This is a genomic window from Acaryochloris sp. IP29b_bin.148 (assembly GCF_028285565.1).
Classification (GTDB): Bacteria; Cyanobacteriota; Cyanobacteriia; order Thermosynechococcales; family Thermosynechococcaceae; genus Acaryochloris.
This window is the reverse complement of the sequence record NZ_JANQOY010000014.1, coordinates 1-16,867: the sequence shown is the minus strand read 5'-3', so window position 1 is coordinate 16,867 and position 16,867 is coordinate 1. Positions and strand designations below refer to the sequence as shown.

Annotated in this window: 13 protein-coding genes; 7 read left to right on the top strand and 6 right to left on the bottom strand. The window is 49.5% G+C overall.

The window, feature by feature from the left end:
• On the bottom strand, positions 1-1,062 hold the full coding sequence (locus Q0986_RS01470) for an AI-2E family transporter (protein ID WP_299402646.1): 1,062 nt from the start codon (positions 1,060-1,062) through the stop codon (positions 1-3).
• A gap of 79 nt (positions 1,063-1,141) precedes the next feature.
• Positions 1,142-1,996: an SDR family oxidoreductase gene (locus Q0986_RS01465; protein WP_366918489.1), complete on the bottom strand. Its 855-nt coding sequence runs from the start codon at positions 1,994-1,996 to the stop codon at positions 1,142-1,144.
• Between the two features lie 264 nt (positions 1,997-2,260).
• On the opposite strand from Q0986_RS01465, the gene Q0986_RS01460 reads away from it, so the two are divergent.
• The 7 genes from Q0986_RS01460 to Q0986_RS01430 all read left to right on the top strand — a co-directional run bounded on the left by Q0986_RS01460 (position 2,261) and on the right by Q0986_RS01430 (position 12,195).
• Complete coding sequence (locus Q0986_RS01460; protein ID WP_299402698.1) at positions 2,261-2,806, top strand: late competence development ComFB family protein; 546 nt, start codon at positions 2,261-2,263, stop codon at positions 2,804-2,806.
• A 93-nt stretch (positions 2,807-2,899) separates the two neighbouring features.
• A complete protein-coding gene (gene cimA, locus Q0986_RS01455; protein WP_299402642.1) occupies positions 2,900-4,570 on the top strand; it encodes a citramalate synthase in 1,671 nt (556 codons plus the stop codon).
• Between the two features lie 182 nt (positions 4,571-4,752).
• Positions 4,753-8,937 carry a BTAD domain-containing putative transcriptional regulator gene (locus Q0986_RS01450; protein WP_299402640.1) on the top strand — a complete coding sequence of 1,395 codons (4,185 nt, stop codon included), beginning with the start codon at positions 4,753-4,755 and terminating at the stop codon, positions 8,935-8,937.
• Between the two features lie 215 nt (positions 8,938-9,152).
• A complete protein-coding gene (locus Q0986_RS01445; RefSeq protein WP_299402638.1) occupies positions 9,153-9,305 on the top strand; it encodes a hypothetical protein in 153 nt (50 codons plus the stop codon).
• Between the two features lie 116 nt (positions 9,306-9,421).
• Entirely contained in the window at positions 9,422-9,895 is a 474-nt protein-coding gene (locus tag Q0986_RS01440; RefSeq protein ID WP_299402636.1) for a hypothetical protein, read from the top strand.
• Positions 9,896-10,026: 131 nt separating this feature from the next.
• Positions 10,027-10,779, top strand: a complete 753-nt coding sequence (locus Q0986_RS01435; protein ID WP_299402634.1) for an SDR family oxidoreductase — start codon at positions 10,027-10,029, stop codon at positions 10,777-10,779.
• A 483-nt stretch (positions 10,780-11,262) separates the two neighbouring features.
• A complete protein-coding gene (locus Q0986_RS01430) occupies positions 11,263-12,195 on the top strand; it encodes a phosphoadenylyl-sulfate reductase (protein ID WP_366918488.1) in 933 nt (310 codons plus the stop codon).
• Positions 12,196-12,239: 44 nt separating this feature from the next.
• Here the strand turns inward: Q0986_RS01430 and Q0986_RS01425 are convergent, their stop codons facing one another.
• From Q0986_RS01425 to Q0986_RS01410, 4 genes are all read right to left on the bottom strand, one after another.
• A complete protein-coding gene (locus Q0986_RS01425; RefSeq protein WP_299402632.1) occupies positions 12,240-14,000 on the bottom strand; it encodes a site-2 protease family protein in 1,761 nt (586 codons plus the stop codon).
• A 321-nt stretch (positions 14,001-14,321) separates the two neighbouring features.
• Complete coding sequence (locus Q0986_RS01420; protein ID WP_299402630.1) at positions 14,322-14,765, bottom strand: SRPBCC family protein; 444 nt, start codon at positions 14,763-14,765, stop codon at positions 14,322-14,324.
• On the bottom strand, positions 14,750-16,228 hold the full coding sequence (zds, locus tag Q0986_RS01415) for a 9,9'-di-cis-zeta-carotene desaturase (protein WP_299402628.1): 1,479 nt from the start codon (positions 16,226-16,228) through the stop codon (positions 14,750-14,752). The genes Q0986_RS01420 and zds overlap by 16 nt, the downstream gene beginning before the upstream one ends.
• Positions 16,229-16,440: 212 nt before the next feature.
• Positions 16,441-16,867, bottom strand: a 427-nt coding sequence (locus Q0986_RS01410; protein ID WP_299402626.1) for a zinc ribbon domain-containing protein, incomplete at its 5' end; no start/stop codon positions are given.

The following is a 16,867-nucleotide window of genomic DNA, read 5'->3' as shown; positions in this document are numbered from 1 at the left end:
CTAGGGCACCTCTACAACGGCCTTTCCATGATCTTTGTCCTCTGAGTCAGGTCCCATCAGACTCAGCAAAACCCCAGCGATGGGAATGGAGAGAAATATGCCGACTAATCCAGCTAGCCTAGCGCCGACTAATAGGGCAAAGAACAAAACCACAGGGTTCATCTGCAAAGAGTTTTGCATGACGCGGGGCATTAAGATATTCTCCTCAATTTGTTGAAGAATAATACAGGCAATCAAGACCTGCATGGCGTGCAGTAGCCCTTGAGGTAATAAAATTAACGAAATTAAGCCAATACCAATGGTGGCTCCAATGCCTGGAATCATATCGAAAATTCCAGCGACAATTGCCAAAATCAAGGGGACTGGCACCTCCAACATCAGAAAGACGAAAAAACTCGAAACCGCAAAAAATAAGGCGAGCAAAAATCGTCCCCAGAAAAAGCCCAGAAAATTATGCTTCACCGCTAAGGTAAAGCGTTCTCGAGACGCTTTCGGCAATCCTCTGAGCAGCCATTTCCAAATGCGCCCCCCATCTAACAGCATAAAAAAGCTCACGACTGCAATTAGAATCAGATCCACAAGGTTACTCAAAATGCCTTGAATAATGCCGATGCTAGAGCCAATACTATCGATCACCTGATCTCGAAATTTGGCCTCAATCGCACCAAAATCAATCTGAATATCTCGCTCTGCCAGCATGGATTCGATTTGACGGCTGAACTTTTCCATTGCGTTTAAAAACTCAGTAATGCTGTTAACTAGGTCTTGACCTTGAGACAGCACCGCAAACAAAATCGTAATTAGTAGCCCAAATAACAATAGGAGACCGACCAAAAAAACGACGGTGACCGCTACCTCATGGGGCAAAAAACGTCGTAACCATTGGGTGGGATAGTTGAGGAGAAAGGCCAGAATAGCGGCAAAGATGAAAATTAAGAGAATGCTTTGAAAGTAGGCAAAAACCTCAAGAGTGGCCCAACTTGCACCAAACAACAGCAAAAACCGGACTAAGATGGAGTTTGTGAGTCGATTCCAGAAGTATTTGCGATAGGGGGCAGGCATTGGCAGTAGGCAGAAAAGCTTACTCAACTATGGCACGATCGCCTGAGCAGTAGATGAATTTGATACAAAGGAAATTATGTCAGCTTCCACGGCTTTCTGCGGCCCATATGGCCTGTAATCCTTCTTGATAGGACGGATAAAGCAAGTTTACGCCTAACTCGGATTTAATTTTGAGGTTGCTGACTCGACGACATTCTTGCCAAAAGGATTGAGCCATAGGGCTGAGTTGAGTGGCGTCGTAGGGCATGGCGGCGGGGGGTGTGATACCGAGTAATTCCGCCCCTTTCAGAATTAAGGTGCTGGGTTCTGAGGGGAGATCATCAGCGACGTTATAGATGGATCCAGGCTGAGGATGTTGCATGGAGTGCCAGAGGGTTTGGACGATATCATCCACATGAATACGGCTAAAGACATGGCCAGGCTTGAGAATGTGACGTGCTGCTCCTGATCGGAGGCGCTCCAGAATATTGCGGTCTGGACCGTAGATGCCGGGGAGCCGAAAAATGTGAGTGGGTAGCGTGGATTGTAAAAAAGCTGATTCGGCTCGGACTCGATTGTGCGATCGCACGGCCTGAGGCTGAAGAGGGCTGGTTTCATCCACCCATTTCCCTTGAGTATCACCATAAACCCCAGTGGTGGAGAGATACCCAAACCACTGCAAGGACAAGGTTCCCAGCGTTGGCAATAAACACTGAGCCACTGGATCATTGCCTTGGGGATCTGGAGGAATGGTGCTCAGTACATGAGTCACGTCTGTATAAGCCGCTGCCGGTGGGAGTATAGGGGGGTGATCAGGGGGAAGGTGAAAGGGGAAGGCCGTTAAATTGGGAACACTGCCCTGGCGATTGGTAACGTGAACGGCAATCTGCTCCTGGAGCAGCCGTTGGGCTAAGCGTTGTCCGGTATAGCCACACCCTAATATGAGTAGTTTCATGCCAATAATATGAGTAGTTTTATGCCAATTTATCCATGCCCTGGGATTAAAACACAGCGTCTGGTTGATCGGATCACCTTGGTAATCATAACAACTCAATTCCTTGCTCTTAGAATCTTCCATCGACTAAAATGAAATGATTTTCGGCCATCTGTTTCCAGAATCCTGCTTGAACTTTCAACATTGTTTTGTGTTTGTGGGGAAAACTGGGCAAACTAAAACCAAGACTTTGACTTGAACTTGCAATAAAAGATGACTGCAGCGATGACTATTGGTGAAATTGTTGAACAGGCGCTGAGAAACGGCTACCTAACGCCAACCATGGAAGCAGAGGTGGGCCGCATCTGTGATAATGCGTCAGAGCTTGCTGTTGAAGAATATCAATCCCTGGATCGATTAATGGGAGCTTTGCTGACGGGCCAAGTGGTGGCAGTCCCTCGCAAGCAGTTTATTAATGTCATGGAAGAGTTGGTTCTGACCGAAGCCATTACTCGTGTCTCCCAGATTGAAGCAACGAGCAATCATACCTTGGATTTAGGTGATATTGCTGCTTATGCCCTCAACCGCTTGCCACCACTCTATGCCACAACGGAGGAAGGGGCGAACTATCAGCGTCAGCGGGCTAGACAAGAGCTGTTGGATTTGATTATTCAGCAAGTTGAAACCGCTATTTCTCGCAATGTAGATCAGCCTGACTTCTATCCAGAGCGTCATGCTTTAGAATCGGATCACCAAAAAGATTTACTCGGCCAAGTCAGCTCTTTGCTGCAAGCCTATGCCCCTGATTATGAACAGCCTGTCAAAAGCTAAATAAAGATTGCTTTCAGTGATATTTTGCCTGTCCCTGCTACGCTAAGACTCTGAGATTTAGCTTTAGACGAGCAGTTTTAGCGTACCTTTGCAATGACTACTGAACAGCGTGCTCCAATCAGGATTTACGATACGACGCTACGAGATGGGGCTCAACGAGAAGGCATTTCTCTGTCCGTAGACGATAAATTAACGATTGCTCACCAGCTCGATAAGTTAGGACTTTCCTTTATAGAAGGAGGATGGCCCGGCGCAAATCCCAAAGATGAGCAGTTCTTTCAGCGACTCCAGGCGGTACCGCTGCGTCAAGCGGAGATAGTCGCCTTTTGTTCGACCCGTCGACCTGGTGTGTCAGCGGCAGATGATCCCACGTTGCGATCGATTTTAGCAGCCTCGACACGGTGGGTCACACTGTTTGGTAAATCTTGGGATTTTCACGTTACGGCAGGATTGAAGACCACGCTCGGCGAAAACTTGGCGATGATTGCTGACTCCATCCGCTATCTTCGCCAACAAGGGCGACAGGTTATTTATGATGCCGAGCATTGGTTTGATGGCTATCGGCACAACTCAAGCTATGCCCTAGACACCATTCAAGCTGCTCTGCAGGCTGGAGCCGAATGGATTGTCCTCTGCGATACGAATGGGGGCACCCTGCCCCATGAGATTACCCCTAGCTTGCAAGCCGTTCGCCAGATGATAGCGGATCACCCTCAGTGTTCGGCCCGGATTGGGATTCATACCCATAATGACTCGGGAACGGCTGTTGCGAATGCCTTAGCAGCCGTTCAACAGGGTGCTGAGATGGTCCAGGGCACTATTAATGGCTATGGCGAACGCTGTGGGAATGCCAATTTGTGTACGCTGATTCCCAATCTGCAATTGAAGTTGGGCTATCACTGTGTTGAGCCGGAGAAACTGGCAGAGTTAACGCCTAGTAGTCGCCTAATTAGTGAACTGGTCAACTTAGCGCCAGACGACCATGCCCCGTTTGTCGGCTTGTCGGCCTTTGCCCATAAAGGGGGCATCCATGTGAGTGCAGTCCAGCGCGATCCTCAGACCTATGAACATATTGAGCCCCATCGGGTGGGCAATCAGCGACGGATTGTCATTTCTGAGCAGTCTGGATTAAGTAATGTGCTCGAAAAGGCCAATCATTGTGGGATTGATTTAGATAAGCAGAATCCTGTCAGTCGTCAGCTGCTGCAACAACTGAAACAGCTTGAGCATCAAGGCTATCAGTTTGAAGCCGCAGAAGCCAGCTTTGAATTGCTATTGCGGCAAGCTCTCGATCAGCGCCCTAGCCTATTTGAACTCCATGGGTTTGATGTGCATTGTTATTGCGGGTCTTTGGAGGCTCGTCAGCAGGGCGGCTTTAGCAGTACTGCCTTGGCCACGGTGAAAGTGGTGGTGGGTATGCAAGAAATTCTGACTGCGGCAGAAGGCAATGGACCTGTCTCGGCGCTGGATGCAGCCTTGCGGAAAGCCCTAGTGGATGTTTATCCGACCATCGCTAAGTTTCAGCTGACAGACTATAAGGTGCGAATTTTGGATGGTAAGCGCGGAACGTCTGCGAAAACTCGGGTATTGGTGGAATCGAGTGATGGCCAGGATCGGTGGACCACGGTAGGAGTCTCGACCAATATTATTGGTGCGTCTTATCAGGCTGTGGCTGAAGGCATTGAATATGGGTTACTCCGTCCTTGTTTCAAGGACTCTGACGATTGTCCAATTAATATCAGAGCCGTTTTAAACCGCCCTTAGGTCTAGCCCCACATCCATTGCTGGCTCCGGCATGATCGGTCGTTGAACGGACTCACTGCCATTTTTGGCGTCACTCCCTGTGTTTAAGTTTGCATTGCTGCACTCTACGCCAAAACTTGTGCGGTAGAATCGGGATGCTTTCTGCCGGAAGCTGGTGCTCCTTTTTAAGAAAGTAAAGGCGTGTGGAAAATCCCCTACACCTCCGATTCCTAGGTGGCTTTGACCTCATCTATCAAGATGAGCCAATGGCAAATGCCATTTCGAAGCGATTACAGTCTTTGCTGGCCTATCTGGTCTTGCATCGACAGACGCCGCAGCCTCGTCAGCAGATTGCCTTTTTATTATGGCCTGACTCCAGTGAGGGACAGGCTCGCACTAATCTACGGCGTAGTCTCCACACCTTACGTCAAGTGTTTCCTGAGGTGGGACAGTTTATTACTATTGAGGCTAAGTCTTTGCAATGGCGCTCAGATACCTCTTTTTGGTCGGATATTACCGCCTTTGAGCAAGCTGTTCAGCCTGCGGAGACTCACGCGCTAGAGCAATCCTCTCCTGAGATATCGGAGGTCATGGAAGCGGCGATCGGCTTATATCGGGGGAAGTTACTCCCGGACTGCTACGACGAATGGATTGAACCTGAACGCGATCGCCTGCATCAGCTTTGTTTGCGATCGCATATGGATCTGATGCGATCGCTACAAGGGCAGCAAGAGTATGCGAAGGTCATTCGGTATGCCCAGCAACTGTTGCGTTTGGATCCCTTGAGTGAGACGGCGTTTGCTCACCTGATCGAATCCTATGCGGCGAGCGGTGATCGCACTCAGGCCCTTCAGGCGTACCACCGCTGCATGACTATGCTGAGAGAGGAACTGGGGCTCGATCCCAGCCCATCGATTCAAGATCTCTATCAGCGTCTTTTGGACGAACCAGAGTCCTTAGTTCCAGCGGAGGAGCTAGCATCCGGTTCAACGAATTTACCGAAGGCCAAGGCGACGGAGTTGGCGACTACTGTTGCCCAGTCTCCCTTGAGATGCGATTGGGGCAATGCGCCAGATGTCAGTTTTTTCTATGGGCGTACCCAGGAATTGACCACATTAGAGCAGTGGATTGTCAGCGATCGCTGTCGTGTTGTGAGCTTGCTAGGTATGGGAGGGATTGGTAAAACCGCTTTGTCAGTCAAGCTTGCTCAAGGCTTGGCTGACAAAGCGCAGTCTGCAGATATGATGGCTACTGCCTTTGACTGCATTGTTTGGCGATCGTTGCGGAATGCTCCGAGCTTAACGACATTGCTCAGTGAGATTGTACCGATTGTGGCGGGTCACCAGGAAGCAGACCCGACCTTAGGGGGATTAATGCAGGAGCTGCGCCAGTCTCGCTGTTTGCTGATTCTGGACAATCTGGAAACAATTTTGCAAGGGGAGCAGCAATCCGGTCAGTACCACCCTGGCTATGAGCTTTACGGTGAGCTATTGCGACTGGTGGGGGAAACAAGTCATCAAAGCTGCTTGGTCTTGACTAGCCGAGAGAAAACCCAGGAGTTGTCAGCGCTAGAAGGGATGAATTTACCGGTGCGATCGCTGCTCCTTAGTGGTTCACCCGAGGCAGCAATGGCGCTAGTTCAGGCTAAGGGCTTGGTGGGAACTGAACAACAACAACAGTCCCTCTGCCAGCTTTACGGTCATAATCCTTTAGCGCTCAAAATTGTCGCAACCTCGATTCAAGATCTATTTGATGGGGATATTGCTGCCTTTTACACTCCAGATGCCATCAGTTTTAGTGGCATCCATCAGCTCTTAGCAGAACAGTTTCAACGCTGTACTGACCTAGAGCGCACGGTGATGTATTGGCTGGCGATCAATCGAGAATGGACATCCATTCCAGAATTAGTGCAAGATATTGTGCCAGTTATGTCTCGCTCAGCGCTTTTAGAGGCCTTAAAGTCCTTGATGTGGCGATCGTTGATTGAAAAGCGGGCGGGGTCCTACACGCAACAACCCGTCGTCATGGAATACGTCACCGCTCAACTGATTACCCAAGTCTGTGACGATATTTTGGCGTTGAATAACCACACGGTTGTTGCCGCTCAGCCATCCTTGCTGGATACGCACGCGCTCCTCAAAGCTGAGGGCTGTGACTACGTCCGTGACATTCAGATTCGGGAAATTTTGCAGCCTGTCCTCATGGGACTGGCAGGCCAGTGTGGTAGCTCCGCCAGTAGTGAGCCCTGTCTCTATCAGGCATTGATGGGGATTCAGGCTGATGCAACACGACGCTTGAGTTATGCAGCAGGCAACCTGCTCAATTTGCTGAGCCAGATCTGCCCGACGCTTGAGAACTACGACTTCTCAGGATTAGCCCTGCGTCAAGCCGATTTGCGTCGCGTCAATCTTCACGGCTGCAATCTGCAAGGGGCGGATCTGTCTCACGCCGTTTTTCTGGAAACGATTAGTTTACCGTTAGCCTTGGCGTTCAGTGCTGATAGTACCCTGTTAGCGATTGGCGATGCTAAAGGAGAAATTCGGATTTGGAATGTGGCAGACGGACGGAGTGTACTCACCTGTTCGGGGCATACGGACTGGATTTGGTCCTTAGCTTTTAGTCCTGATGGCACCCAAGTGGCGAGCGGCAGTAGCGATCACACCGTGAAACTCTGGGACTTAAAAACGGGGCAATGTTTGCAAACCTTGCAAGTTCATCAGGCACAAGTCTGGTCTGTGGCGTTTCATCCCACTGAGCCTCTGCTCGCGAGTGCTAGTGAAGATCAAACCATTCATCTCTGGAATATCAGCACCGATGCCTGCCAAACCCTCAGCGGTCATACAGACTGGGTGCGGACCGTGGTCTTTAGCCCGGATGGACAACGGTTAGCTAGCGGTAGTGATGATCGAACGGTGAAACTCTGGAACACGCAAACGGGAGACTGTTTCCAGAGTCTGTCTGGCCATACTGGGCGGGTTTGGGATGTGGCCTTTGCGCCGGATGGAACCTTGGGGAGTAGCAGTAGCGATCGCACGATCAAGCTATGGAATGTGCATACAGGAGAGTGTGTGCAGACCTTAGAAGGACACCAAAACTGGGTTCGCTCTATTGCCTTTAGCCCCGATGGAGAAACCCTTGCCAGCGGTAGCGAAGACCAAACGATTAAGCTATGGCATATCCCAACCGGCAATTGTCAGCAAACGCTCCGAGAGCATCAGAACTGGGTGCGATCGGTGGCTTTTAGTCCTGATGGTCAGTACCTAGCCAGCGGTAGTGGTGATAATACCGTCAAACTCTGGCAGCCCGATGGCCAGTGTCGCAAAACACTCCAAGGGTATATTGATCGCGTCTGGGCCGTGGCCTTTAGTCCAGACTCCAAGGGGGCCAGCGGTATGCTTGCCAGCGCCAACGATGACCACCATATTAAGCTCTGGAATTTGGGGGATTTATCCTATCGCCAAACCTTGTCGGGGCACACCAAATCCGTTTGTGCCGTCGCCTTTCACCCTCAGTCTCCTCTCCTGGCGAGCGGTAGTGAAGATCATACGGTTAAACTCTGGGCGCTAGAAACCGGGCAATGCCTGAGAACCTTAAAGGGGCATCTAGGGCGCATTTGGTCTGTTGCTTTTAGTCATGAAGGGCGTCTTGTGGCGAGCAGTAGTGAGGATCACACTCTGAAAGTTTGGAATGTGGACACAGGCCAATGTCAACAGACGCTCAAAGGGCATCAGAATTGGGTTTGTGCAACTGCCTTTAGCCCAAGTCAACCCTCTATTCTGGCTAGCGGCGGTTATGACAACACGATTAAACTCTGGGATCCCTATACAGGTAGCTGTCAGCAGACCTTAAAGGGGCATGACAACTGGGTCTGGTCTATCGCCTTTAGCCCTCAGGGTGAGATGCTGGCTAGTGGCAGTGGCGATCACTCTATTAAGCTGTGGAACTTAACGACGGGACAATGCCTGAAAACGCTGACAGGCCATAGTAGTCGTGTCTGGTCTGTGGCTTTTAGTGCCGATGGGAATGGGTTGGCTAGCGCCAGCAGTGATCGAACCGTGAAGGTGTGGGATGTACAAACAGGAGCTTGCCTCAAGACCTTAGAAGGACATACCAACTTAGCCTGGTCTGTGGCCTTTAGCGCGGATGGGCAGTTGCTCGCCAGCGGTAGCCAAGATGAAACCATTCGTCTCTGGGAGCGACAAACAGGGGACTGTCGCGCCATTTTGCGAGGGGTACGCCCCTATCACAACACCAATATTTTGGGAGGCCAAGGGTTGACTGAAGCACAACGCTTCTCGTTAAAGCTACTCGGTGCACTGGAGACCATTGACGCCTCTGCCCCAACCTCATCCGCTGCAGATGCGATACGACCTCACTTATCTGTGTAATGAATCTATTTAGTTTGGGAGAGGTAAATTTAGGTCAAAAAATGATTCTGTAAGCTTTTGGGTTTGATATCGCTATTTTTCGTCCTGGCATAGGGATAGAATGCTTCCTTGTTAACAAAAGTTAAAGGAACGCTTTGGGAACGCTGGTCCTCATAAGTTGTATTTAGTCCAGATATCTAAGCGTCTGGCCATAACAAAGATTAAGATTGTCAACCATGACACCCCAAACAGCCACAACGCCTCCAAGCCTCCTCCCTGGGGAAACTGAGGAATACTCAACCTCAACCCGACGGATGCAAACCATGACCTCAGAGGATGTGCAATTGGAGTTGGAACGGAATTTGTATTTTTACCACCTCCCTAGCTAAAAATCCAAGATTGGGTGGGGCCGCATAGGCTGCAGTTCTTATACTCTTGCCTTGAAGGCCGCTCTGCTCCAACGTGACATTTTCAGTCTAAATAATTGATTGATTAGGAGACCTCCATGACCTCGCTCACCCCAGTGAACCAAACGAACCATGAGATGAAAGCTGAAGCTTTCTCCCATCAACTCCTAGAGACCCTAAATGAAGGTGCAATTACACTGATGATCTCGATTGGTCATCGTACTGGCTTATTTGATTTGCTAGCCAAGCTTCCACCGGCCACGAGTGAAACGATTGCCGAGGCTGTGGGGCTTCAGGAACGTTATATACGGGAGTGGCTGGGAGCCATGGTCACAGGGAATATTATTCACTACGATTGCACCCATAAAACCTACTATCTGCCCCAAGAGCATGCTGCCGCGTTGACGGGTGAAGCGGTATCGGGCAAAATTTCAGCCTTTATGAGGTACATGCCGCTGTTGGGGAGTATTGAAGACCAAATCATTTACAGTTTCCACTGTTGGGCGATATCGAAACCCCAAAAGGCTGCTATCACGGTTGCAACACTACCGACTCAGTTGATCAGTGCTTGAACTGGATGTTGCTGCATGGGGTGAAATCCGTTGGTGACTACAATCCTTGACGGCTAGACGGCGTTTGATATCGCCCAGCAAGGCAGTCGTTGAGTAGACGTTGGACTGAGACAATGTGGGCAGAAGGAGCGATGGTTGGATATCCCAGTGAAAAAAGAGTGGCCCTGGTCACCGGATCTACGTCGGGGATTGGCCAAGCGATCGCAACTCAATTAAACCAAGACGGCTTTATCGTCGCCTTTCATTCCCAATCTTCTGTGACCGCAGGACAAGCCTTGGCCGCCGCCCATCCAGAGGCTGCTTATTTTCAGGCTGATTTATCGGACCAAAACCAGGCCCGGCAGTTAATTGCCGAGGTGGTGGACTATTATGGTCGGCTAGATGTATTAGTCAACAATGCAGGGATAACCGCTACCATTCCCCACGCCGCGATGCGAGACGCAACCCCTCAAATCTGGCGAGATCTCTACGAAGTTAATGTGATCGCGCCGTGGACCTTGATTACGGAAGCTGAAACGGCGTTACGGCAAGCGGCGAGTTCAGATTGCCCCAGCTGTATTGTGAATATTAGCTCCCATGCGGGAATTCGCCCTAAGGGAGCCTCAATTCCATATTCTGCCAGCAAAGCGGCGTTGACTCATATGACCAAGTTGTTGGCGGTGAGCTTGGCCCCGGTGATTCGTGTGGTTGCGATCGCACCCGGTCTCGTTGAAACGCCCATGAGTCAGCATTGGACAGCGGCTCGGCAGTTATGGGAAATGCGATCGCCGATGGGCCGTGGTGCACAGCCCGAAGAAATTGCCCAGATTGCTTCAATGTTGATTGCTAGTCATTACCTGACAGGGGAGATTTTAATCTCCGATGGCGGACTCAATTTGACTTAAAAATCTTTTATAAACGCTTCACAAACGCTTTGGGAACGGTATGCAAAATACCTTGGCCTTAGCTCGATCTGAACCACTGTCATCCGCTTAAAGTAAAAAAATGGATGATAAATGTTTGAGCCTTTTGCCGATTCAGCTGGCCTGAAAATGCTGTTCTCCTTAGCTTCTAAAAATGTTGGGTGGGTGATCTAAAGCATCCAGAGAATGGAGTGCAAATATCGCTCTATGAGGGACTCTGGGTATCTCTCTCACAGAATAATATCTCGCCAGTGTGGACTTCAGTTTCTTCTGCACAGTGTGACTGTAGCAATGTTCTGCTCGACTCAGGATTTCTGTATCCAAGTCAGACGGTTGTGTACTCCTTTTTGAAGCGGGTGTTGTGAGGCGATACCGATTGATTGAATGTATCGCTTCCTTCAACAAATGCCCGTTAAAAATCCGCACTGATCCAAACCATCAACAGCTATCAAAAAGAGAATTGTCATGGAAATTAGTAATGGTGAGCATCCAGATCATGGTTGGCAAGGATCTGCACAATTTTCCCATTCTCACGATTTAGGGAGTTATAACTGGCTGGAAGGTCCAGGCAGCAATGATATTGTGAGTCGTTTGAAAGAAGGTACCTTAGGAGACCCAAAGGGGCATAACGATTACAATTTCTCGATCTCTTCTAGAGAAGTGCATCGAGGTGGCCGCCGCAGTAACGTTAGCATTCCCACAGAAGATATCGTTGTCTGGGCCGCTAAAACCTTTGGGGATGGCTTGGTGATGAGTACGAGCTTTGGCATTCAAGCCGCTGTGATGCTGCATTTGGTTACACAAGTTGTTCCCCGTATTCCTGTGATTTGGATTGATACGGGATATTTCCCGGCTCAAACCTACCTATTTGCAGAGAAACTGACGGAACGCTTAGGGCTAAATCTCAAGGTATATCAGTCTGCCCTTAGTCCAGCTCGGATGGAGACGTTATACGGCAAGCTGTGGGAAGTGAACGATATCAATGCCTGCAACTGCTACGACCAAATCCGTAAAATTGAACCGATGCAGCGTGCTTTACAAGAACTACAGGCGACTGCATGGCTCGCAGGAGTGCGCAAGGAGCATATTCACCATCGCCAGCTCATTCATCGCATTTATATCCATGCCAATTGCTATAAAGTTCTACCGATTTTGAACTGGCAGGCCCAAGATATCTATGAATACTTACAAACTTATGGGTTGCCCTATCATCCTTTTTTTGAGTTAGGTTACACCACGGTGGGAGATTGGCATGCTAGCCACGCTGTGAGGGGCGATGATACGTGTGATGGATTCGGCCATCGCAGCACCTCTATACAAGAATTCCAAGACGAAGATGGCTCACCTCTACCCCACACACCACAAGAATTTCAAAGTCTGGATTCTAGCTGCTTATGATGGCTCAGAGGCTGATATCTTGCCTGATCATGACTCACGCTGTTCTAAGCCTCTCCAATCCCTTCAGGGTTTGGCAGATCCGGGATAAGAGCTTGGAGTTGCTCTTGTTCAAAGAGAGTAAATCCAGGTAAAAATTGAGCCTTTTGCACCATTGCCAGACCTTCTTGAACTTTGGCCTGTGCTGAGTGTGTATCCCCTTCAGCCAAAAGTAGAGCTGCTTCTGTTCTCAAGAGAGTTAAAGGATCAATCAGCACTTTTTCTTGAATTTGATCCAGCCATTGGCGGGCGATGTCAGGTTGGTGACGGAAGTGAGCTTCGAAGTAAGCCCCTTCTAGCAATAAAGAGGCACGAAAAAGCTCGGGATAGTAGGTATTGATTTTTAGGGCTTGATCGAGATAGTCCCCGGCTTGTTGGCGATTGCCTTGATCTAAGGTTAGGTAATAGGCAATCATTAGGCCCCCAATATGCTCCATGGAGTTTTCGGGCAGCGCCAATAGCGGGTTCTTGAAGTCTGGATCGATCTCTCGTGGGCGAAGGCCTTGGTGCAGATAAGCTTTGAATTGATATAGCGCCAGAAACCGTTGACCTGGCACATCTTTTTGGGCTAAGTCGAGCATCCGACGGCCATCCGTGGATAGGTAGCCGAACTTGAAGGGGATGGTGTTGACAATCGCCATATGTAGGCTGAGAGAAGAAATAAAGGTAAGACACCAAACAATCGGTGAGTTGCTGATTAAGTTGGGGGATAGCAAAGGCAGAGCCCCGATACAAAACAAGAAAAAGGAGGCTGCAGGGCCACCCATAATCATCAGAAAGAGATGCCGATCCAATCGATGCAGGGATTGAGGGATAGTCTGGACAAAACCGCCTGCCAGTTGCTGACGACATCGGCGTAACTTCAACCCTTGCTCTGTCCGCATCAGGATAAATCGTCCAACCGCGAAGCGATGTAATTTCGCCCCCGTGGCTCGGGCAAAACAATAATGGCCCAGTTCATGGATAAAAACGGCGAAATATTGATAAATATAAAAAATTCCCAGAAAGATAAAGGCTTGGAAGGTGGAGGGGGCATCTACCGAAGAGAGGGGGGGAAGAATACGAGACCACCCCCCCATAATCACTAGAAGAGGCAGAAGTGAAATAAGGGTGTCCTTCCATTTGCTGTGGCCTGGCGGGGTATCTTGAGCGGATTGGTGCGCTACTTGAGGCGGGATATAGTTTTGCTGAGTGAGATACCGTAACCCGACGCTTGTTAAACCGCCATAGAGGAGCCCCCCTGTAAGACCGCCTACTAAAGCAGCGATACCGTAAGTCGTACTAAGCCATAAATAAGTAATGGATCCGAGGACAACGCCTAAACCTCCTCCCAAACATGAGGCCATAAAACTTGCCGGAATCCAACTCCATGCAGGCTGAAATCTCTGTCGGAGAATACGCCATTGGTTGACACTGAAGAGGAGTGGGTAAATGGTGAGAGCGAAGGGAGCCTGGGAAGGGGGCAAGATTGAAGCGATTGCGACGACGAACGGAGTGAGTAGGAGCGTTGCTAAGACGTTAAACCATACCCATCGCCATCTAATAGAAAACGTTGAACGAAGCACCACCCATTGTAGGAACCCAGCCCAGAGAACTAGCAATGGAAAGGCAATGATGCTATAGCTGACGTAACTTTGAGTGGATTGTAGATCAGCTAAGACAATGGGTGCCCCCACACCTGTTCCATAGGCAAGACCATTGCATAAGATCCATTGCAGCCAGAATCTGCGATCGATGTTTGCCTTTGACTGAGTAAGTGTATGGGACATGGAGGGGATTGAAAGAGTGGGTGCGGAAGTCGATATGCATGAGAAATCTGATCAATGAGGCATAATGGCTCAAAATAAGCCCCATCGATCCAAACCTTATTGTTCCCAACGGCTATCCTGGACTCGTCTTTAACCAGACATAGTCCACTCTCAATGCCTATGTAATTTCAACGATGAGTCGAACGAGTCTGCTATCAGTGCTTTGGATTTTCAGCCCAGCCTGTATCGACCTTGGTCATCACCCGGGTGATCTATCTGGTTGGTCATATAGGCATGCAGGCTCTGAAGCCCTCATGTTGAGGGTAGATCTATCGTTGATATCTACGACTGATGCTGGATGGCATACTCACGAAAGCGCTGTAAGTCACTTTTGAGATTAGATTCCACCACATTCCCCAGGAACAGATTATCCATAAACTCCCCTACGACGCCGGGAATTTTATAAGCCACCGTTAGTTTGACCACACTGGTATCTTGTTTGCGATCATAAAAACGAATCGCCCCCCGGTTGGGTAAGCCATCCACAGATTCCCACTGAATAATTTGATTGGGAATTTCTTTAAGGATGCGAGATAACCAAGTAAAGGTTAGACCGCCTCCAGACAGGGTCCACCGGGATAACTCGGGCTTGTCATTTAAAACTTCAACGGAATCAATCCAATTCATCCATTGGGGCATCAACTCTAAATCAGACCAGAGATCCCATGCTGTTTGAATACTGACGGGGACCTCAACTTGTTCACTATGTTCTAGCCAATCTGACATGGATATTTCTCACTCAGTTGCTGAATCGTAGTCGCATTTTCTAAAATCGCTTGGGCGGCTTGGTGGCCGGAAATCGTGGCCCCTTCCATACTATCGATATAGTCTTGATTGGTGTAGCTGCCCGCTAGGAAAAAGTTAGGAATCGGGGTCTTCTGGTGAGGGCGGTAAGGCTCCATGCCTGGGGCTTCCCGATAGAGCGACTGAGCAAGTTTGACCACACTGTACCAAGTCATGTTTAGGTCCCGAGCTGAGGGGAACAGCTCTTGGACTTGCTTAAGAACGTGGTGGGCAATTTCTTCGTTGCTCTTTTTGATAAAGGGATCGCCAGGGGTCAGCACCAATTGCATCAGCGACCCTTCCCCCTCTTTGTAGTAGTCGCTAGGACTCGTCAGAGCTAGATCGGCAAAGCAAGAGAAGTCAGCATCAGCGGTATAAAGCAGGTTATCCAATCCGGTTGCTTTTTCCACCTGTTTGCGGGCTTGAGGGTCGCTCATTTCTGTTACCCAGCCATCAAAGCGGAGCTGTACGGTGGCTACAGGCACGGCATCAAGTTTATAGATATTGTCAAATTCAGACCAATGTCGCCAATCCTCTGGAATCAGCCGCTTAATTCCCGGTACATCACAGGCACAGACATAGGCATCTGCAGTAATGATTTCATCACCTTCTTCTTTGGCAACGCGGAGGCCGGTAATATGAGTTTCGTCGTCTTTGTTGTCGTACAACACTTCGAGGGTGCGTCGACGTAGGTGAAATTTAGCGCCCCGCTCTTCTAAGTAGTTGATAATCGGTTGATGTAGATACTCTTGGGGCGATCCTTCTAGCATCCGCAGCATGGAGTTTTCCCGGCGGACGGCAAACATTTGGAAGATGGTGAGCATGCAGCGGGCAGAAATATTCTCGCAATCGATAAACCCTAGGGCATAGGCGATGGGGTTCCACATGCGTTTGATGCTGCCATTGCTGCCGCCATGACGGCGAAACCAGTCAGCAAAGCTGATGTTATCTAAGGCGCGGATATTGCGCATGGCCCCTTCGTAGTCCACTAGACCCCGAACAATGGGGCTGGTCCCGAGTGCGATCGCATTCTGAATCTTGTCCCGTAAAGAAAGCTGCGATGTCGTAAAAAAAGCTTTCAGCCCATTAAAGGGAGCCCCAACGAGAAACCGAAAATCTAAGGCTCCTAATCGCCCACCCTGATTGACAAAGGTATGGACATGCTCCTTCAGTAAAAAATGATCTAAGGCTCCTACCTTGGCCATCAGAGCAAATAAGCGACGATAATTGCCGAAGAAAACATGTAGGCCCATTTCAATATGGTTACCCTGGTCATCGACCCAGCTACTGACTTTGCCACCGACAAAGGGCCGCGCTTCGTATAGTTCTACCTCGTGACCCGCATCCACTAAGTCAACAGCGGTGGCCATCCCAGCCAAACCCGCACCTACAATCGCAACACGCATATTTCTTCTCTAACAAAGGGCTTGAACTGCGGCTATTGCAGCTCAGATCTTGAATGTAACAAATTATTGCATACCTTTTGACCGAGTGATTGAAGTTTTTGGGCTAGATTCCCCCGGTCAATTGATCGGGGGAATCTAGCCCATTCATCGTTCTGGACACGTTTGAGGTGATTTGACATCCTCCTCGCTCTGAAGAGACGAGGATTTCCAGTCTAGAGAGCAAGACATAGTTGCACTTCTTCCTGATGAGTTGACAGCTCATCGCAGACAGCCGATACATCGGTCTTACACCCACTCCCTGTCCATTTTTTGTCGTGGATATGCCCTACCCCGACCTGTTTTATATTTGCGGCAGCATTGCCATCTCTGTCTTGAAGCGTCCCGCAACTAAGGCAGACAATCTCTCGAACAGATAGCTCCAACTTGCCCCACTGGTAGCCACACTCAGAGCAATATTGGCTAGTTGGCTCCCAGCGACTAATGACACTGACCTCACGGTCGTACAGTTGAGACTTGGCCTCACACATCGCCCGAAACTCCGACCAACCTGCTTCGCTGATAGCACGAGACAAACGACGATTCTTGACCATTCCCTTTACGTTCAAGTCTTCTAAAGCGATCACTTGGTTGTCGTTGACC

What these genes read in the sequence shown, in the direction of transcription:
- Q0986_RS01445 (WP_299402638.1), top strand. Translation starts at nt 9,153, where the DNA reads ATGACACCCCAAACAGCCACAACGCCTCCAAGCCTCCTCCCTGGGGAA.
- Q0986_RS01435 (WP_299402634.1), top strand. Translation starts at nt 10,027, where the DNA reads ATGGTTGGATATCCCAGTGAAAAAAGAGTGGCCCTGGTCACCGGATCT.
- cimA (WP_299402642.1), top strand. Translation starts at nt 2,900, where the DNA reads ATGACTACTGAACAGCGTGCTCCAATCAGGATTTACGATACGACGCTA.
- Q0986_RS01465 (WP_366918489.1), bottom strand. Translation starts at nt 1,996, where the DNA reads ATGAAACTACTCATATTAGGGTGTGGCTATACCGGACAACGCTTAGCC.
- Q0986_RS01460 (WP_299402698.1), top strand. Translation starts at nt 2,261, where the DNA reads ATGACTATTGGTGAAATTGTTGAACAGGCGCTGAGAAACGGCTACCTA.
- zds (WP_299402628.1), bottom strand. Translation starts at nt 16,228, where the DNA reads ATGCGTGTTGCGATTGTAGGTGCGGGTTTGGCTGGGATGGCCACCGCT.
- Q0986_RS01470 (WP_299402646.1), bottom strand. Translation starts at nt 1,062, where the DNA reads ATGCCTGCCCCCTATCGCAAATACTTCTGGAATCGACTCACAAACTCC.
- Q0986_RS01425 (WP_299402632.1), bottom strand. Translation starts at nt 14,000, where the DNA reads ATGTCCCATACACTTACTCAGTCAAAGGCAAACATCGATCGCAGATTC.
- Q0986_RS01430 (WP_366918488.1), top strand. Translation starts at nt 11,263, where the DNA reads ATGGAAATTAGTAATGGTGAGCATCCAGATCATGGTTGGCAAGGATCT.
- Q0986_RS01420 (WP_299402630.1), bottom strand. Translation starts at nt 14,765, where the DNA reads ATGTCAGATTGGCTAGAACATAGTGAACAAGTTGAGGTCCCCGTCAGT.
- Q0986_RS01440 (WP_299402636.1), top strand. Translation starts at nt 9,422, where the DNA reads ATGACCTCGCTCACCCCAGTGAACCAAACGAACCATGAGATGAAAGCT.